Source organism: Hyunsoonleella aestuarii, from assembly GCF_006148925.1.
Taxonomy (GTDB): domain Bacteria; phylum Bacteroidota; class Bacteroidia; order Flavobacteriales; family Flavobacteriaceae; genus Algibacter_D; species Algibacter_D aestuarii.
In genome coordinates this window covers 487,646-505,795 of the sequence record NZ_VAWB01000002.1, presented here as the reverse complement: position 1 = coordinate 505,795, position 18,150 = coordinate 487,646, and the positions used below count along the sequence as shown (strand labels likewise).

The window sequence follows — 18,150 nt, the reverse complement described above, 5'->3', positions numbered from 1 at the left end:
TTATCTCTTAAATGAAATTAAAACCTAAATCAAATAAATCACGTATTAAGTTACTACATCAGTATTACAGCTATACTGGGTTTTACGCGTTCGTTTGGGGTGCTATTAAAAAAGCTTTTCCATACATTCTTGGTTTTATTGCAGTGTTTTATATAGTAGATCATTTTTTTGATATTAATGCAGCTCTAGTAAATCTTACCGAAATACTGCCCGTATTTGGTGTTTTAAGCTTCTTTTTTGTTTCCGAAACGTTGTTAGGTCTTATACCTCCTGAAATTTTTATCGCGTGGGCTGGCAAACTATTAAACCCTTGGTTTTTCCTTAGTGTTTTGGGTGTTTTATCTTTTGGAGGCGGATTACTATCTTATTGGATGGGCAGATCAATCACCAAAATTCCATCTTTTCATAATTATCTAGAAGTTAAAATGGCAAAACAGCTAAAAAACTCAAAAAAATGGGGTGGTTTTTTAATAGTAGTTGGTGCCCTATTACCACTGCCCTTTTCTATATCGTGTATTGCCGCTGGTATTATTAAGTTTCCTTTTAAAAGTGTAATGCTATTTGGTTCTTTACGCTTATTGCGTTTTGCAATTTATGGGCTGGTAATATTTAATGTTTTATAAAAAAATCTTAAAAATAACTGTTTTTACTTTAGGGTGTTCTACTTTTGCACTCTAAATAAATAACATGTTTTCTTTATTAAATATATTCCGAATTGTAGCCTTTTTAGAAGGTGTATCGTATATCTTACTATTATTTATAGCCACTCCAATTAAATACTTGGTAAACGACCCACAATATGTCAAGTTACTTGGAATGCCACACGGTATTTTATTTGTTGTATACGTAGCGTTGGCTATACTGTTTAAGAAAGAGTTTTCTTGGACAAATAATGAGTTTTTATTGGTTCTAGTTGCTGCAATTATACCTTTCGGAACATTTTATATTGATAGAAAGTATTTAAAATCTACTAACTAAAATGGAAAGTTTCAAACATATTTTTTACGATTTTTTAGTAAATAAGGGCATTTCAAACGAAGCTGCAGCGTATTTAAATATGGTTATGCTTTTATTAGTGCTTATAATTATCATTTTCATTGTTGACTTTCTTATAAGACGTATTTTAATAAGTGCATTTACACAATTTGCCGTAAGATCTAAAACTAACTTTGATGACTTACTGCTTACTAATAAAGTACCTAGAAATGTGGCACATATTATCCCGCTTTTAATTGCTTTGGAATTTGTACCTGATGTATTTGCGGATTTTGGGAGTTTTGAATTCGTCGTTGAAAAGGGATTAAAAGTATTTGCCATAGTTCTAACATTATGGATTGTACGAAGTCTTCTAAATACGCTTAAGGACTACCTTAAAACATTACCGAGGTTAAAAGACAAACCTATAGATAGTTATATTCAAGTATTCATGATTTTCGCTTGGTTAGGAGGTATTATGTCTGCTATTGCAATAATTACAGACATCCCTTTCTTAAAGTTCTTAACTGGTTTAGGGGCAATTTCTGCAGTGGTAATCCTCGTTTTTAAAGACACCATTTTAGGATTCGTTGCAAGTATTCAAGTATCCATAAATGATATGGTGAGAATTGGAGACTGGATTACTTTCGAAAAATATGGTGCAGATGGTGATGTAACCGAAATTAATTTAGCGACCGTAAAAGTACAGAATTGGGATAAAACCATTACTACCATACCAACTTACGCCCTAATTTCAGATTCTTTTAAAAACTGGCGGGGTATGACTAACTCTGGCGGAAGACGAATAAAACGTGCGCTCCATCTTAAGCAAGAAAGCATTAAATATTTGACTGTTGAAGAAGTTGATAGTTTAAAAAAAATACAGCTTATTTCACCCTATTTAGAATCAAGACAGAAAGATATTAATGTCTTTAATACCGATATTAAAGCGGATAAGTCCTTATTACTAAATGGAAGGAACCTGACAAATATTGGTATTTTTAGAAAATATGTTCAAACTTACATTGAAAAGCATTCTGCAATCAATAAAGACATGACTATTATGGTACGCCAACTAGCTCCAACTACTCAAGGCTTACCCATTGAAATTTATGCATTTAGTAGCGATAAACGTTGGGCCAATTACGAGTATATTATGGCCGATATTTTTGATCATATGATAGCTGCAACCCGTTATTTTGATTTAGAGATTTTTGAATTACCAACAGGCTCCAGTTTTAGTCAGCAGCAATAAAAAAGCCCATTGATGTAAAATCAATAGGCTCAATTAAATTATAGTTAGTAGTTTGTTCTTTACTCTTAGATATTAGCAGCTAACCAATCGCCAACTTCACTAGTTCCAAAAGATTTTCCTCCATCGGATAAATCTTCAGTAACCATGCCTTCATTTAAAGCTTTATTAACCGCTTCTCTAATAGCTTTACCTTCCTCTAGTAAACCAAAATTTTCAAACATCATCGCAGCAGACAGTACCGTTGCCATTGGGTTTGCTATATTCTTTCCAGCAGCTTGTGGATAAGATCCATGAATAGGTTCGAATAAACCAATATCAGATCCTAATGAGGCTGATGGCATTAATCCCATAGACCCAGAAATTACAGAAGCTTCGTCGGTTAGAATATCACCAAACAAATTTTCAGTAATCAATACATCATAACTATTTGGCCATTGTACTAAGCGCATCGCTACGGCATCAACAAATTCATAAGACACTTCCACTTCTGGGTAGTCTTTTTCCATGGCTTGAACGGTCTCTCTCCATAATCTTGATGTTTCTAGGACATTGGCTTTATCAACACAACATAATTTCTTGCTGCGCGTCATAGCCAATTCGAATCCTTTTTTAGCTAATCGCTGAACTTCAGCTCTTGTATAAACGCAGTTATCGTACGCTGTCTCTCCTTCATCCCTTCTACCCTTTTCACCAAAATAAATACCTCCAGTTAGCTCGCGTAAAAACACTAAATCTGTACCTTCAATGCGTTCTTTTTTCAAAGGCGATTTATCTAACAATGATGGAAATGTAAATGTTGGACGCACATTAGCAAACAACCCTAAAGCTTTACGCATTTTAAGTAAGCCTTGTTCTGGTCTAACCTTAGCCGAAGGATCGTTATCAAATTTTGGGTGACCAATAGCTCCGAAAAGTACAGCGTCAGCATTGGCGCAAATCTTGTGTGTTTCATCTGGATAAGGCTCGCCTACCGCATCAATAGCAGCAGCTCCTGTTAAAGCAGGTTTCCAATTGATTTCATGATCAAATTTTTTGGCAACCGCATCACTCACTTTTACCGCTTGATCTATTACTTCTGGTCCAATACCGTCTCCGGCTAAAAGCGCTATGTTAAATTTCATGTTTTTAAATTATATCTTAATTAATAATAATGTTTAGCATTTTTTCAGTGGCCTTTATAGCCGATACTGTTTGATCTGAATCTAAACCCCTAGTTTTAAATTCTTTCTCGGTATTTTTCCAAGTGATAATAGTCTCACATAAAGCATCTGAACGACTTCCTGGTGGTATTCTAACCACATAATCGACCAAATCGGGTAGTACTGTTTTCTTCCTTTTGAATACGTTTCTAATAGCATTCATAAAAGCATCATATTGCCCATCACCTTGTGCATTCTCCTCAAAAGTCTCATCTTCAATGGTTATGGAAACAGTTGTTGATGGTTTAAGTCCTTTAGAATGAGTTAATACATATGAATTAACCTTAACTTTTTCTTCGTAAGTTCTATCTAAAACATCCGAAATGATATAGGGCAAGTCCTCTTTTGTAACAACCTGTTTCTTGTCCCCTAACTCAATGATGCGTTGGGTTACCTTTTTCAAATCTTCATCATTAAGCTGTAAACCTAATTGTTGAAGGTTTTTTTGAATGTTAGCTTTTCCCGAAGCTTTTCCCAGAGCATATTGGCGCTTTCTACCAAAGCGTTCTGGCATTAAATCGCTGAAATATAAATTCTTTTTGTTATCACCATCGGCATGTATTCCTGCTGTTTGGGTAAATACATTAGCTCCAACAATGGGTTTGTTAGCAGGAATCATAACCCCTGAAAAGTTTTCTACTAATTTGCTTACTGTATAAAGTACCTTTTCATTTACCCCAATTTCAATATTAGGCATAAAATCGTTTATAACCGCAATAGTGCTACTCATAGGTGCATTTCCAGCACGTTCCCCCATACCATTTACAGTTAAATGTAAGCCGTCTGCACCAGCTTTTAAACCTTGCATCGCATTGGAAACTCCTAAGTCATAATCGTTGTGGGCGTGAAAATCAAAATGTAATTCTGGATAGGTATCTCTAATTTCTTTTATAAAATCGTAGGATTCCTGTGGTGTGAGTACTCCCAATGTATCTGGAAGCATAATTCTTGCTACATTTTGTGCCTTTAAAAAGGCTAAAAACTCATAAACATAATCTTTAGAGTTACGCATACCGTTACTCCAATCTTCTAAATAAACATTAGTTATAATGTTTTTACTGGAAGCTAAATCAATTACCTCTTTAACTTCTTTAAAATGTTGATTAGGAGTCTTTTTAAGCTGGTGAGTTAAATGGTTTAATGAACCTTTTGTTAATAGATTTTGAACCTTAGCTCCTGCTTCTTCCATCCATTCAATGGATACACCATTATCTACAAAAGTTAAAACCTCAACTTTATCTAAATAATTATTTTCGGAAGCCCAATCTGTAATATCCTTTACCGCTTGAAACTCGCCCTCGGAAACTCTAGCCGATGCGATTTCAATACGATCTACCTTTAATTCTTCAAGTAAGAGTTTAGCAATGGTTAGTTTTTCTGGTGCAGAAAACGACACTGTAGAGGTTTGCTCTCCATCTCGTAATGTCGTATCCATTATTTCTATTCTCCTTTTAGTCATTGAGGGTTTTATAAATTCACAAAAAGCATTACATAAAAATATGGAATGCTTTTGAAGGATTTTTTATTTTATTATTTTTTGTAGCACGAAACTAGAAGGGTCTGGTTTCTGCAAACTTTTCAACTTCATCTTTCATGTTTTGAAGATAATCGATATCATCAAAACCATTCAACATATTTCCTTTTTTATAACCGTTGATATAAAAAGATTCTGATTCACCAGTCGACAATAGGGTTACAGTTTGAGATGGCAAATCAACTTTTATCTCAGTTTTAGGATCTGCTTCAATAGCATCAAATAATTTTTGAGCAAAATCGACCGATACTTGAACTGGTAATACTCCTATATTCAAACAGTTATTTCTAAAAATATCTGCGAAGAATGAAGAGATTACACAACGCAAACCAAAATCGTAAACAGACCAAGCGGCATGCTCTCTTGAAGAACCAGAACCAAAGTTCTTCCCTCCTACTAAAATTTTAGATCCTGCGTATTTTGCATCATTCAAAGGAAAATCTGCGATTGGATTTCCCTCAGAGTCATACCTCCAATCACGGAAAAAGTTATCTCCAAATCCAACCCGTTCTGTTGCTTTTAAGAAACGAGCTGGAATTATTTGATCGGTATCCACGTTTTCAATTGGTAGTGGATATGCTGTACTTGTTAAAACTTCAAATTTATCGTAAGCCATTATCGTTTCTTTTATGCTGTTACTTGAATTAATGTTCTTGGATCAGTTACTGCGCCTTCAACTGCTGTTGCGGCAGCAACCAACGGAGAGGCTAATAATGTTCTAGATCCTGGACCTTGACGCCCTTCAAAATTACGGTTAGACGTTGATACTGCTAATTTACCAGCAGGTACTTTATCATCGTTCATTGCCAAACATGCAGAACAACCCGGTTCTCTTAACACAAAACCAGCTTCTTCTAAAATCCTATCTAAACCTTCTTCTTTTATTTGATCTACAACTTTATGCGATCCCGGTACTAACCAAGCTGTAATGTTATCCGCTTTTTTTCTTCCTTCAACAATTGAACAAAATGCTCTAAAATCTTCAATACGTCCATTTGTGCAAGATCCTAGGAAAACATAATCAACTTGCTTTCCAATCATATTATCACCTTCATCAAACTTCATATAGCCCAATGATTTCTTATATGTTGCTACACCACCTTGAACATCTTCCGCCAGTGGAATAGATTGCGTAACTCCTATACCCATTCCTGGATTAGTTCCGTAAGTAATCATTGGTTCAATATCAGAGGCATTGTAGTTAAATTCTACATCAAATTCAGCATCATCATCCGTCTTAAGCGTTTTCCAATATGACATCGCTCTATCCCAATCTTCACCTTTTGGAGTATGCTTTCTGCCTTTTATATATTCATAAGTTTTTTCATCTGGAGCGATCATACCACCACGAGCACCCATCTCAATAGATAAATTACAAACGGTCATACGTCCTTCCATAGACATGTTTTCAAACACATCACCAGCATATTCTACAAAATATCCTGTAGCTCCTGAAGTAGTTTGCTGAGAAATAATATATAGTGCCACATCTTTAGGTGTCACTCCAAAACCAAGTTCACCGTTTACGTTGATACGCATTTTCTTTGGCTTAGGCTGCATAATACATTGAGTAGATAATACCATCTCAACTTCCGAAGTGCCTATACCAAAAGCAATGGCACCAAAAGCACCATGCGTAGAAGTGTGTGAATCTCCACAAACAATCGTTGATCCTGGTAATGTTATACCATTCTCAGGGCCTACAATATGAACAATACCATTGTTTTTGTGTCCTAAGCCCCAATGCGAAATACCATATTCTGCAGCATTATTTGCCAATGCTTCTAATTGGTTTGCTGATAATGGGTCTGCAACAGGTAAATGCTGATTCCAGGTTGGTGTATTGTGATCAGCCGTTGCAAATGTACGTTCTGGATACATCACTCCAATACCACGTTGTTTTAATCCAACGAACGCTACTGGACTTGTTACTTCATGTATAAAATGACGGTCAATAAAAAATACGTCTGGTCCATCTTCAATGTTTCTAACAACATGCGAATCCCACACTTTGTCAAATAATGTCTTACTCATAGGTAATTAAGGTTTGTTATCTGTTGTGAATTAAAAAAAGGTAAAATACATTAACCAATAACATTACAACAGCATACAAATTTATATTTAATTACATTTAATCGAAAGTTTAGATCGTATTGTTATCTAATTTTTACAAAATATACAGTGAAGACTGCATAAATTGCATTTTATTCAACAAAAACAAAATTTTGATTATAATTTTCAAAGACTAATTTTATTAGTTTAGAAAAGAGTTTGTTTGTCATCTTAACCGTTGGGTATTTTTAGTGTGTAGCCTAATTTCGAATTGATTTTTTTAATGAAATATTCAGACAGTAATGGGGATTCTTTTTCTATATTTTGATGTATAAAAAAATCAATTTCTTTAATACCTTGCTCTTTCCAAAGCCTTATGCGCTCCAACCAATCATCTAGCCGAGAATAGTCACTCTTATGATTTGTACCTACAAATCGTATAAAAGCTATGGCATTGGTTAATCGCATATGCATTAAATCGCGTCTTCCAGCAGTATCTACAATAACGTTTGAGATATTATTAACCTTCAAAAGCTCAAACAAATCTTCAGCAACCGCCTGATCATTATACCAATTGGTGTGCCTAAATTCAATTGCTAGAGGGATGTCTTTTGGCCAACTTTCTACAAAATTTACGACCCTATCAAAATCTTTAGGAGCAAAATTAGAATGCATTTGTAAAAAGACTGTTCCTAGTTTTTCTTTTAGGTTTGATGCATTATATAAGTAGTGATCAACTACTGCATTGGTTTCTTTCAAACGTTTCCAATGGCTTATTTCTTGATTTAGTTTTGGAAAAAACTTAAATCCCTCTGGTGTTTTGTTGTACCAAGTTGAAAATTGTTCAGCTGGAAAAATTCTGTAAAACGTTGCGTTTAGTTCAATAGAATTAAATTGCAAAGAATAGTAGCTCAATTCGTCTTTTGTACCCCTAGGATAAAAACCTTTAAGGTCCGTTCTATTCCATTTAGCGCATCCTACATAAATTTCGGGAATACTATCATCTTTTACGCTATTTAATACTCTCTTTGTATCTGGATGATCTTTTCGTAATGTAAAATCTATGTCTTGAGGGTTTTCTACACTTCCGAACTTCATTTAGGACTAATTTTCAATAAAAATAAGGTTTTCAATTATCTGCTCAAAACATTTAGGAGTTATTAGCTTGTGCTTCTTTTTATAGTTGATAAATGTTTAATTAAGAACAAATTAAAAGATGAGTGCTTATTGAATTCAGATTAAATCATATCTTAAATTATGCCTCATTTTAATCAAAACTCCTAAATTTTAGAACCTTGAATGTTAATAACCTCGTTAACAACTATGACTAGATTGTTAACAACCGATGTTTTAATTTCAATAATTTTAAGTCCAAATCTTCTTCTCATGGATACAAGACAATCCCAACTTAAAAGTATTAGACCAGAATTTTTAAGCACTACAATTAATGATAACATGAGTTCTGATGAGCGTTTTCAAAATTTAGTATTACGTCCAATCATCAAATTTCAAAATGATTTATTAATTGCAGTATTTCGAAATTATATCAATAAGCATAAATCTGTTTTTTATGATTTATCATTAGAAAAGCGTATTGATTATATTGAGAATGCTATTCATAAAGACATGAAACTTCGAAATTCGATGAAAGGCATGGTCATTGGATTGTTTACGATTGAAGAATACGAGCTTTACATTCAAAATTCGTCGGCTTTAAATAAACGCATGATGAACATTGTTAAAGAGCGCTTATTAAGCCATATTCAATTATTTGAGCGACCTGAGTTATTGACCGCCGTATAGTATTTAGCGATATCAATCAATCAAAGAAACCCCATTTAAGTCTGTCGTTAATACGTCACTCATGTAATCAAAAAATGGTCGAATTGCTTTAAAGGATTTATCGATATCGTTTAAAAAGTTAGTGTCAAGCACTTCTTCATCAGTATATTTCTTAGTGAAAATATATTGTTTCTTTTTTATTAAATCTATCGCTTTATGTTCTTTGCTAAAACCTTTTGGAGCAGTTTTTACTTCATCTCCAACAAAGGAATCTCCCCATATAGCATTGAAGTTTTTATTAGCTAAAATATCTCGAATTTCGTAATCATCCATTTCAAATTCTTTACGAATTCTTAACAAGTCGGCTGGTGCTGGTTCCCAAAATCCCGTAGCAATAAAACTTTCATTGTTAGGTTGAATATGCAAATAGTAGCCACCTCTTAATCTTGGTTTTGTTCTATGAAATGAACCTCCAAAATGCGTTTTATAAGGCAACTTGTTTTTTGAGAAACGAACGTCACGATAAATTCTAAATATCTTTAGTTTATCAATTTCGTCGTGCTTATTCAAATTTTCAAAAATGGTGTTGTAAAATTGCTTAACTTCAGTTTCAATCACTTTAAACTCTGGCTTATTTGCATTAAACCAGTCGCGATTATTGTTTTTTTCCAATTTTTTGAAGAACGAAAATACTTCTTTTGAAATAGCTGAACTCATAATTTTATTTTTTATAAAGCTACAAAAGCTTTGTTGTTATTCAAACTCTACTTTGTTAAGAATTAAACCAGAAGCTGGAGCTATATAATCCATTTTCACTTTACTATTTGGTTCTAAACTATCTTGAATGTTTTGAAGTGTCAATTTACCTTTCCCTAAATCTATAAGAGTTCCCATCATTAATCTAATTTGATTTCTCATAAAGCCTTTACCTCTAACTCTTAACAAATATGATTTTTTGGGAAAGTAATTTGCAGTATAGATATTATTCTCTACCAATTCGCATTCTATGATTTTACGGGTGTAAATTCCATTTTCGGTAGGCTTATAGCAATAAGACCATAAATAGTTTTCTCCCTCAAAAAGTTTAGCCCCTCGTTTCATGACTTCAATATCTAAACTATCAAGAATAGTAGTCATTATTGGTGCACAAAACGGGTGGCATTTTTCACCAAAAGTGAACAGATACAGATATTCTTTAACTTTAGAATGATTAATGATGTTAAAATTCTTATCCACTTCACGAATATCTAATGCACGAATATCCTGAGGTAGATTATAGTTAAAAAGCTCTAAAAATGCCGTTTGACTATCTAGAGGTTCTTTAAGGAAAAGCTCGAAAGCTGCATGCTCAGCAGAAACCATAGCATCCGTTCTTCCTGAAATAAGGCTTTTAAAATATTTGTCTTGCAAAATAAAATTCAACGTTCTATCTACCATTAAATGCAACGTTTTCACATTTGGTTGCTTTTGCCAGCCATGAAATCGGTAGCCTAAATATTGAATATCAATAACGTAATAATATTTTTTCATTGGCATTAAATAGATAATGGAAAATAGTCTATTTATAAATTGTGACAAAAAATTTATAACTTGTATTACTTTTTACTAACTAAAATTGATTATTATGACAAACTCATCGAACAAGCCTCCTATTTGGTTCTGGATATTAAGTGTTATTGCCCTTGTATGGAATGGCATGGGCGTGAACGCTTATCTACAACAAGCTTATAACACAGAAAGCTATCGGGAAATGTATTCACCGGAGCAACTGGAAATAGCTGCTAACATGCCTGCCTTTATAACTGCTGCTTTTGCTATTGCTGTTTTTTCTGGTGCTTTGGCCGCCATAGGCTTAATACTAAGAAAATCTTGGTCTGTAAAATTATGGTATTTGTCATTAATAGCTGTGCTTGTGCAAATGGGATATATTCTTATTAATGGTTATGCTTCAAGTATTGTTATGACTATTATGATTATAGCTTTTGCTTGTCTTTTTGTTTGGTTTGCAAGAAAATCTGAAGCAAATGGATGGTTGTCCTAATAAAATAGTATTTCACTAAATGAAAATGGCACTAGAAAAATCTAATGCCATTTTTTATTTATGTCTGCTTTTAAGTTCTTCTTCTATATCCTTTAAAGTGAAACCTTTAGCTTGAAGTAACATAAGGTAATGAAATAATAAGTCTGCCGATTCATAAAGAAATAACTTATCGTTATTATCCATTGCTTCAATAACAGTTTCTACAGCCTCCTCGCCTACTTTCTGTGCTACTTTATTAATACCTTTGGAAAACAAACTTGCCACATAAGACTTTGAAGCGTCCTTATTGGCAACACGTTCTGCAATAACATTTTCTAAAGTAGAAAAGAAGCCATAGGAAGAGTTATTGTCTTCCTTCCAACAAGTATCTGTACCTGTATGGCATGTTGGCCCAACTGGATTTACAGTTATTAACAAAGAATCATTATCACAATCGTTTTTAATATCTACAAGATTTAGGAAGTTACCACTCTCTTCACCCTTAGTCCATAAACGCTGTTTACTTCTGCTAAAGAAAATCACTTTTTTTATTTCTAATGTTCTTTGATAAGCTTCCTTGTTCATGTAGCCCAACATCAACACATTTTTGGTTGTTGCATCTTGAATGATTGCAGGGACTAATCCATTTTGATCGTATTTTATGGTCATAACTAATACTTTTAAGATGCTGAAACAAGTTCAGCATTGCGACTATAGCCGTACTTCTATATAATGTTTTCTTAATTCTTTTTTTAATTCTTGAATAGGAATTTCCCCAAAATGAAACACGCTTGCTGCTAGAGCTGCATCTGATTTTCCTTCATTAAACGTATCTACAAAATGTTGCACATTTCCTGCTCCTCCAGAAGCAATAATCGGAATATTTAATTCTTCAGAAAGTTTGGCTAAGGCTTCGTTAGCAAAACCATTCTTAGTACCATCATGATTCATTGATGTAAATAATATTTCACCTGCTCCACGAGCTTCTACTTCCTTTGCCCAATCAAACAATTTAATTTCTGTTGGAATTGTACCGCCTGCAAGATGCACCAACCACTCGCCTTCTATTTTCTTAGCATCTATAGCAACAACAACACACTGACTACCAAATTTATCAGCTAATTCGTTAACCAATTCTGGTCTTTTAACGGCAGATGAATTGATCGATACTTTATCTGCCCCATTCTTCAATAAGGCATCCACGTGGGCAATAGTAGATATGCCGCCACCAACCGTAAATGGGATATTAACTTGTTCAGCCACATGACGGACCATTTCTAATGTTGTCGCTCTTGCTTCTAATGTTGCTGTGATATCCAAAAAGACCAATTCGTCTGCTCCTTGCTCTGCATATTGTTTTGCCAATGCCACTGGATCTCCTGCATCGCGCAAATCAACAAAATTAACACCTTTTACAGTACGTCCATTTTTTATATCTAAGCAAGGAATGATTCTCTTAGTAAGCATTATACAAATTTTTCAAGTTGATATAAACTAATTCTATTTTCATAAATTGCCTTTCCAATAATAACGCCTTCGCAACCTAGTTCAATAAGTTTTGGTAATTCATCAATATGTGAAATACCTCCTGAAGCTATTAACTTTATAGATTGACCACTGCTATTTGAACAATTCGATATTATTTCTTTATATAAATTAAAAGAGGGCCCTTCTAGCATTCCGTCTTTAGATATATCGGTACAGATAGCATATTTAATACCTTTTTTTTGATAGCTTTTAATAAAAGGAATCACGTCTTCAGTACTATCTTCTTGCCATCCACTTATGGCAATTTTTCCGTCATTACTATCGGCTCCTAAAATTATTTTTTCGCTGCCATATTTGGAAATCCAACTTTCAAAGGTCTTTGGGTCTTTTACTGCTATACTCCCACCTGTAATCTGTCTTGCTCCAGAATTAAATGCGATATGTAAATCTTCGTCGGCTTTGAGTCCACCTCCAAAATCGATTTTCAACTTGGTTTTAGAGGCAATTTGCTCAAGAACTTTATAGTTAACTATATGTTTTGCTTTAGCACCATCTAAATCTACTAAATGTAGATACTCAATTCCAGAAGCTTCAAACATTTTAGCGACTTCTAATGGATTTTCATTATATACTTTTTTAGTATCGTAATCACCTTTAGTTAAACGGACGCATTTTCCTTCTATAATATCTATGGCTGGTATTATTCTCATAATATTTCCTGAAAAAGCAGGAATCTTTTTAATGTTAATATTTTGTTCTAGACACTTTTCTTGTTATAAATCAAGAAAATTCTCTAGTATTTTAGCACCTTCATTTCCGCTTTTCTCAGGGTGAAATTGTGTGCCATAAAAATTTTCATGTCGTAAAGCGGACGCATAGTTAATTTGATAATCTGTTGCAGCAATGGTTTCATTACAATGCTCGGCATAATAGCTATGCACCAAATACATGTACTCATTCTCTTTGATGCCTTTGAATAGATTAGATTTTAAATCTTTGATTACGTTCCATCCCATTTGCGGTACCTTAACATTATTTGAAAAGCGCTTTACCTTGGTTTGGAAAATACCTAAACCTTCAGTATCTCCTTCTTCAGTATGTAAACACATGAGTTGCATCCCTAGGCAAATGCCCAATACGGGTTGTTTTAGGTTTGGAATTAATTGATCTAATCCGCTCTCCTTTAACTTTACCATAGCAGAACTTGCCTCTCCTACTCCTGGGAAAATCACCTTGTCTGCGGCTTTGATTTCTTCCGGATCATTTGATAAAATAGCATCATAGCCCAGTCGCTTAAAAGCAAATTGAATACTTTTTATATTTCCTGCGCCGTAATTAATAATGATAAGTTTCAAACTTTTTCTTTTTTTTATATTATTGAATTTTGAAACTTATAATTACAAAATCCAAATATTCAATTTCTAAATTCCAAAATACTAACTTAAGCGGTTTGGAATTTGGAATTTATTTTTTGCTTTTTTAAAGAATTCCTTTTGTTGATGGTAAAAACATTTTGTTAGCATCACGCTTTACTGCCATTTTAATGGCTTTTGCAAAGGCTTTAAAAACACCTTCTATTTTATGATGCTCGTTAGTGCCTTCTGCCTTGATATTCAAATTACATTTTGCACCATCTGTAAACGATTTGAACAAGTGAAAAAACATTTCTGTAGGCATATCTCCTATCTTTTCCCTTTTAAATTCTGCATCCCATTCCAGCCAATTTCTACCACCAAAATCCACAGCAACTTGTGCCAAACAATCATCCATTGGCAAGCAGAACCCATAACGTTCAATGCCTAATTTGTCTCCCAAAGCTTTATTGAATAATTCGCCTAAAGCAATCATGGTGTCTTCTATAGTATGATGTTCATCTACGTTTAAATCTCCATCTACTTTTATAGTTAAATCCATGGCTCCATGACGCCCAATTTGATCTAGCATATGATCGAAAAAAGACAAGCCTGTATTAATATCATTTTTACCAGAACCATCTAAATTTAATTTGATATAAATCTTAGTTTCATTGGTGTTGCGCGTAATTTCAGAAACTCTGTCTTTCAATTTTAAAAAGTCATATATTTCCTGCCAATTTTTACTTTGTAAAGCAATACAATCTAAAATCTCTTGTTTAGAACTTTCAATTTCATCAGCTCCTAAATCTGGATCTACAGACAAGTAAATACCTTTAGCCCCAAGATTTTTAGCTAATTCCATATCCGTTATTCTATCGCCTAAAACAAAAGAATTTTCTAAATCATAATCTTCAGTATAATATTGTGATAACAATCCTGTTCTTGGTTTACGCGTATCGGCATTTTCATGTGGAAATGTTTTGTCAATATGAATTGCTGAAAAAATAACACCTTCTTTTTTAAAGGCGTCAATAATCTTGTTCTGTGCTGGCCAGAAGGTGTCTTCTGGAAAACTATCAGTTCCTAAACCATCTTGATTAGTTACCATTACTAATTCATAATCCAATTCATTAGCTATTTTAGCCATATATTGAAATACTTTTGGGTAGAACTCCAATTTTTCTAAACTATCGAGTTGATAATCTACTGGTGGTTCTAACACCAACGTTCCGTCTCTATCTATAAATAATACCTTTTTCACTGTATTGTTTTTAAAGTATTTATTAATATTATATTTTCTTCAGGCGTTCCTACCGTAAAACGCAAACAATTTTCACATCCTGGTTGTGTAGTTCTGTTTCTTATAACAATCCCCTTTTCAATTAATTGATTGTAGCGCATTGTCGCGTTATCCACTTTTGCAAGTATGAAATTAGCATCAGAGGGATAAATTTTAGAGATAAAACCTATTTCTGAAAGCTTATCAACTAAAACATCTCGCTCATTTAAAATTGCTTGCACTTGTTGCTTAGTGATCTTGTTCTGTTCTAATTGTAGTATAGCTTTTTGTTGCGTTAATTCATTAACATTATATGGTGGTTTGATGCGATTTAAAACTGAAATGATTTCTTCTGAAGCATAACAAATACCTAATCGAATTCCCGCCATTCCATAAGCTTTAGAAAGTGTTTGCGTCACTATTAAATTAGGAAACTCATTCAATCTAATTATCCAACTATCTTCATTCGAGAAATCAATATATGCTTCATCTATAACCACGATACCTTTAAATTCTTGTATTAATCTCTCAATTGATTTAGTTTCAAAACTATTTCCTGTCGGATTATTTGGTGAACATATAAATAACAATTTGGAATTAGAATCGGCTATCTCTAAAATGTTCTCAACTTTAGGCTGAAAATTCTCATCCAATTGCACACATTTTATTAAGATAGCATTAATATTAGCTAATACGCTGTACATCCCATAAGTTGGTGGTAACGTAATGATATTATCTTGATTAGGCTCGCAGAATGCACGATAAATCAAGTCTAAAACTTCATCACTACCGTTTCCCAAAAGAATATTTTGCTGTGAAATACCTTTTATTTTTGAAAGTAAAGATTTCACAGTACGCTGTTGAGGATCTGGATAACGATTAACACCATTTTCAAATGGATTTTCATTCGCATCCAAAAACACCATATTATCACTATTCCCCTGGTATTCATCTCTTGCAGATGAATAAGGTTTTAGTGCTTTTACCGTTGGTCTTATTAAATCTTGAACGTTCATGATTTTAAATCTTTTAATCGAATACTCACGGCATTTTTGTGCGCTTGTAATCCTTCAGCTTCTGCCATTAATTCTATAGTTTCACCTATATTAAAAATACCTTCTTTTGATATTTTTTGAAAAGTCATACTCTTCATAAAGCTATCCAGATTAACCCCTGAATAAGCTTTACTAAATCCGTTTGTTGGTAATGTATGGTTAGTGCCTGACGCATAATCACCAGCACTTTCAGGAGTGTAATTACCGATAAAAACAGAACCAGCATTACTTATTCCATCAACGTATAAATCTTCGTTTTTGCAACAGATGATAAAATGCTCAGGGCCATATTCATTAATCATATCTAAGGCAATCTCATCAGTTTCTATATAGATTAACTTTGAGTTTGCAATAGCTTTTTCTGCAATTGCTTTACGTGGAAGTACAGCTAGTTGCTTATTAACTTCCTCTGATACATCATTAATAATCGCTTCAGATGTTGAAACCAAAATCACTTGACTGTCTGTACCATGTTCTGCTTGACTTAACAAATCTGAAGCCACATACGATGCAATAGCTGTGTCATCTGCAACTACTAACAATTCGCTTGGGCCAGCAGGCATATCGATGGCTACCCCATATTTTGTCGCTAATTGTTTTGCAACAGTGACAAACTGATTTCCTGGTCCGAAAATCTTGTATACTTTTGGAATACTGTCGGTCCCAAAAGTCAATCCAGCAATGGCTTGAATTCCTCCTACTTTAATAATTTTGGTCACACCACAAAGTTGAGCTGCAAATAAAATTTCTGGAGCCAACTTACCTTCTTTGTTTGGAGGCGAACACAACACAATGTCTTTACAACCGGCAATTTGAGCCGGAACAGCCAGCATTAAAACTGTCGAAAATAAAGGTGCAGTACCGCCTGGAATATATAAACCGACTTTTTGTATTGGTCTTTTTTCTTGCCAACACTGCACACCTGCAGTCGTTTCTATCTCAATTTTTGATGTTTTTTGTGCATTGTGAAATGCTTCGATATTAGCCTTAGCTTTTCTAATTGCATTTTTAAGTTTATCAGGAACCTGTTTAATAGCGACATTTAGTTCTTCTGAAGTAACACTATTTGATTCTAATGAAATACCATCAAATTTATTGGTGTATCTTTTAACCGCTTCATCACCAATTTTGGATACATCAATGAAAATCTCATTGACGATATCTTCAATATCATCAACTGTTTGGGTTGGTCTCTTTAAAATTTGAGACCAAACCTCTCTTTTTGGATTTTTTATGATTTTCATAATATAAACTTCTTTCACGATGCTCTACAGCACCATTTTTTCAATAGGACAAACCAAAATTCCTTGTGCTCCCTTTGCTTTTAAATCATCAATAACCTCCCAGAATTCATTTTTACTTATTACTGAATGGATTGAGCTCCATCCTTCTTCTGCTAATGGCAAGACAGTTGGACTCTTCATTCCTGGTAATACATTAATTATATCTTGAACTTTATCATTAGGTGCATTAAGCAGTACATACTTAGAATTTCTACCCTTTAATACTGACTGTATTCTAAATTGAATCTTTTCTAGTATGGCTAGTCTATCTGAATCTAATTTAGGTGAAACTGCTAATACTGCTTCAGACTTTAAAATCGTATCAACTTCTTTTAAATTGTTTTTAAACAAGGTACTTCCACTGGAAACAATATCACAAATTGCATCTGCCAACCCAATGTTTGGTGCAATTTCAACAGATCCATTAATTATATGAAGATTAGCATTTACACCCTTCCTATCTAAATACATCTGCACAGTATTAGGGTAAGATGTCGCTATACGCTTACCTTCTAAATCTTTAATACTTGAATAAACCATAGCTTTTGGTACAGCAATACAAACACGACAAGTAGAGAATCCTAATTTTTCTACAACCCCTATACCCTCTCCTTTTTCAATTAAAACATTTTCACCAATTATAGCGGCGTCTACAACCCCATCCTTTAAATATTGAGGAATATCGCCATTTCTCAAATAGAACACTTCCACAGGAAATCCTTTAGCTGAGGCTTTTAACTGGTCTTTTCCGTTATCAATGGAGATACCAATGTCTTTTAATAATTTCATCGAGTCTTCATTTAATCTACCCGATTTCTGTACTGCAATTCTTAATTTACTCATTTTTTTATTTTTCTGAGTTTGAAACTATCA

At 33.7% G+C, this 18,150-nt stretch carries 20 protein-coding genes; 5 read left to right on the top strand and 15 right to left on the bottom strand.

The annotated features are described in order from the left end of the window. The first annotated feature begins 11 nt into the window (after positions 1–11). From FEF17_RS12010 to FEF17_RS12000, 3 genes are all read left to right on the top strand, one after another. Positions 12–623: a YqaA family protein gene (locus FEF17_RS12010; protein WP_139002641.1), complete on the top strand. Its 612-nt coding sequence runs from the start codon at positions 12–14 to the stop codon at positions 621–623. 64 nt (positions 624–687) lie between these two features. After that, entirely contained in the window at positions 688–978 is a 291-nt protein-coding gene (locus FEF17_RS12005) for a DUF3817 domain-containing protein (RefSeq protein ID WP_139002640.1), read from the top strand. Position 979: 1 nt separating this feature from the next. Further along, positions 980–2,230, top strand: coding sequence for a mechanosensitive ion channel family protein (locus FEF17_RS12000; RefSeq protein WP_139002639.1), 1,251 nt, complete (start codon positions 980–982; stop codon positions 2,228–2,230). 65 nt (positions 2,231–2,295) lie between these two features. On the opposite strand, the gene leuB is transcribed toward FEF17_RS12000, so the two are convergent. The 5 genes from leuB to FEF17_RS11975 all read right to left on the bottom strand — a co-directional run bounded on the left by leuB (position 2,296) and on the right by FEF17_RS11975 (position 8,113). Continuing rightward, the gene (gene leuB / locus FEF17_RS11995) at positions 2,296–3,351 is read right to left on the bottom strand and encodes a 3-isopropylmalate dehydrogenase (RefSeq protein ID WP_139002638.1); all 1,056 of its coding nucleotides are present in this window, start codon (positions 3,349–3,351) and stop codon (positions 2,296–2,298) included. Positions 3,352–3,367: 16 nt separating this feature from the next. Further along, positions 3,368–4,888, bottom strand: a complete 1,521-nt coding sequence (locus FEF17_RS11990; protein WP_139002637.1) for an alpha-isopropylmalate synthase regulatory domain-containing protein — start codon at positions 4,886–4,888, stop codon at positions 3,368–3,370. 91 nt (positions 4,889–4,979) lie between these two features. Beyond that, a complete protein-coding gene (gene leuD, locus FEF17_RS11985) occupies positions 4,980–5,579 on the bottom strand; it encodes a 3-isopropylmalate dehydratase small subunit (protein ID WP_139002636.1) in 600 nt (199 codons plus the stop codon). Between the two features lie 11 nt (positions 5,580–5,590). Continuing rightward, complete coding sequence (gene leuC, locus FEF17_RS11980; RefSeq protein ID WP_139002635.1) at positions 5,591–6,997, bottom strand: 3-isopropylmalate dehydratase large subunit; 1,407 nt, start codon at positions 6,995–6,997, stop codon at positions 5,591–5,593. Between the two features lie 249 nt (positions 6,998–7,246). Further along, on the bottom strand, positions 7,247–8,113 hold the full coding sequence (locus tag FEF17_RS11975) for a DUF72 domain-containing protein (protein WP_139002634.1): 867 nt from the start codon (positions 8,111–8,113) through the stop codon (positions 7,247–7,249). Between the two features lie 288 nt (positions 8,114–8,401). Between FEF17_RS11975 and FEF17_RS11970 the strand changes: the two genes are divergently transcribed. Continuing rightward, positions 8,402–8,818 carry a glyoxalase gene (locus tag FEF17_RS11970; protein ID WP_139002718.1) on the top strand — a complete coding sequence of 139 codons (417 nt, stop codon included), beginning with the start codon at positions 8,402–8,404 and terminating at the stop codon, positions 8,816–8,818. A gap of 12 nt (positions 8,819–8,830) precedes the next feature. On the opposite strand, the gene FEF17_RS11965 is transcribed toward FEF17_RS11970, so the two are convergent. Further along, positions 8,831–9,514 carry a DUF2461 domain-containing protein gene (locus tag FEF17_RS11965; RefSeq protein ID WP_139002633.1) on the bottom strand — a complete coding sequence of 228 codons (684 nt, stop codon included), beginning with the start codon at positions 9,512–9,514 and terminating at the stop codon, positions 8,831–8,833. Positions 9,515–9,550: 36 nt separating this feature from the next. Further along, on the bottom strand, positions 9,551–10,327 hold the full coding sequence (locus FEF17_RS11960) for a tRNA pseudouridine synthase A (protein ID WP_139002632.1): 777 nt from the start codon (positions 10,325–10,327) through the stop codon (positions 9,551–9,553). A 94-nt stretch (positions 10,328–10,421) separates the two neighbouring features. Between FEF17_RS11960 and FEF17_RS11955 the strand changes: the two genes are divergently transcribed. Beyond that, on the top strand, positions 10,422–10,838 hold the full coding sequence (locus tag FEF17_RS11955) for a hypothetical protein (RefSeq protein ID WP_139002631.1): 417 nt from the start codon (positions 10,422–10,424) through the stop codon (positions 10,836–10,838). Positions 10,839–10,892: 54 nt separating this feature from the next. Here FEF17_RS11955 and hisIE read toward each other — a convergent pair whose 3' ends face one another. The 8 genes from hisIE to hisG form a co-directional block, all read right to left on the bottom strand. After that, positions 10,893–11,486: a bifunctional phosphoribosyl-AMP cyclohydrolase/phosphoribosyl-ATP diphosphatase HisIE gene (gene hisIE / locus FEF17_RS11950; protein WP_139002630.1), complete on the bottom strand. Its 594-nt coding sequence runs from the start codon at positions 11,484–11,486 to the stop codon at positions 10,893–10,895. Between the two features lie 42 nt (positions 11,487–11,528). Then, positions 11,529–12,284: an imidazole glycerol phosphate synthase subunit HisF gene (gene hisF, locus FEF17_RS11945; RefSeq protein WP_139002629.1), complete on the bottom strand. Its 756-nt coding sequence runs from the start codon at positions 12,282–12,284 to the stop codon at positions 11,529–11,531. Further along, positions 12,284–13,015, bottom strand: coding sequence for a 1-(5-phosphoribosyl)-5-[(5-phosphoribosylamino)methylideneamino]imidazole-4-carboxamide isomerase (gene hisA, locus FEF17_RS11940; protein WP_139002628.1), 732 nt, complete (start codon positions 13,013–13,015; stop codon positions 12,284–12,286). The genes hisF and hisA overlap by 1 nt, the downstream gene beginning before the upstream one ends. A gap of 63 nt (positions 13,016–13,078) precedes the next feature. Further along, positions 13,079–13,660, bottom strand: a complete 582-nt coding sequence (gene hisH / locus FEF17_RS11935; RefSeq protein ID WP_139002627.1) for an imidazole glycerol phosphate synthase subunit HisH — start codon at positions 13,658–13,660, stop codon at positions 13,079–13,081. Between the two features lie 124 nt (positions 13,661–13,784). Continuing rightward, positions 13,785–14,921: a bifunctional histidinol-phosphatase/imidazoleglycerol-phosphate dehydratase HisB gene (hisB, locus tag FEF17_RS11930; protein ID WP_139002626.1), complete on the bottom strand. Its 1,137-nt coding sequence runs from the start codon at positions 14,919–14,921 to the stop codon at positions 13,785–13,787. Next, complete coding sequence (gene hisC, locus FEF17_RS11925) at positions 14,918–15,955, bottom strand: histidinol-phosphate transaminase (protein WP_139002625.1); 1,038 nt, start codon at positions 15,953–15,955, stop codon at positions 14,918–14,920. Before hisC ends, hisB begins: the two co-directional genes overlap by 4 nt. Further along, entirely contained in the window at positions 15,952–17,238 is a 1,287-nt protein-coding gene (hisD, locus tag FEF17_RS11920) for a histidinol dehydrogenase (RefSeq protein WP_139002624.1), read from the bottom strand. Before hisD ends, hisC begins: the two co-directional genes overlap by 4 nt. Before the next feature lie 24 nt (positions 17,239–17,262). Next, on the bottom strand, positions 17,263–18,120 hold the full coding sequence (hisG, locus tag FEF17_RS11915) for an ATP phosphoribosyltransferase (protein WP_139002623.1): 858 nt from the start codon (positions 18,118–18,120) through the stop codon (positions 17,263–17,265). Positions 18,121–18,150 lie beyond the last annotated feature (30 nt).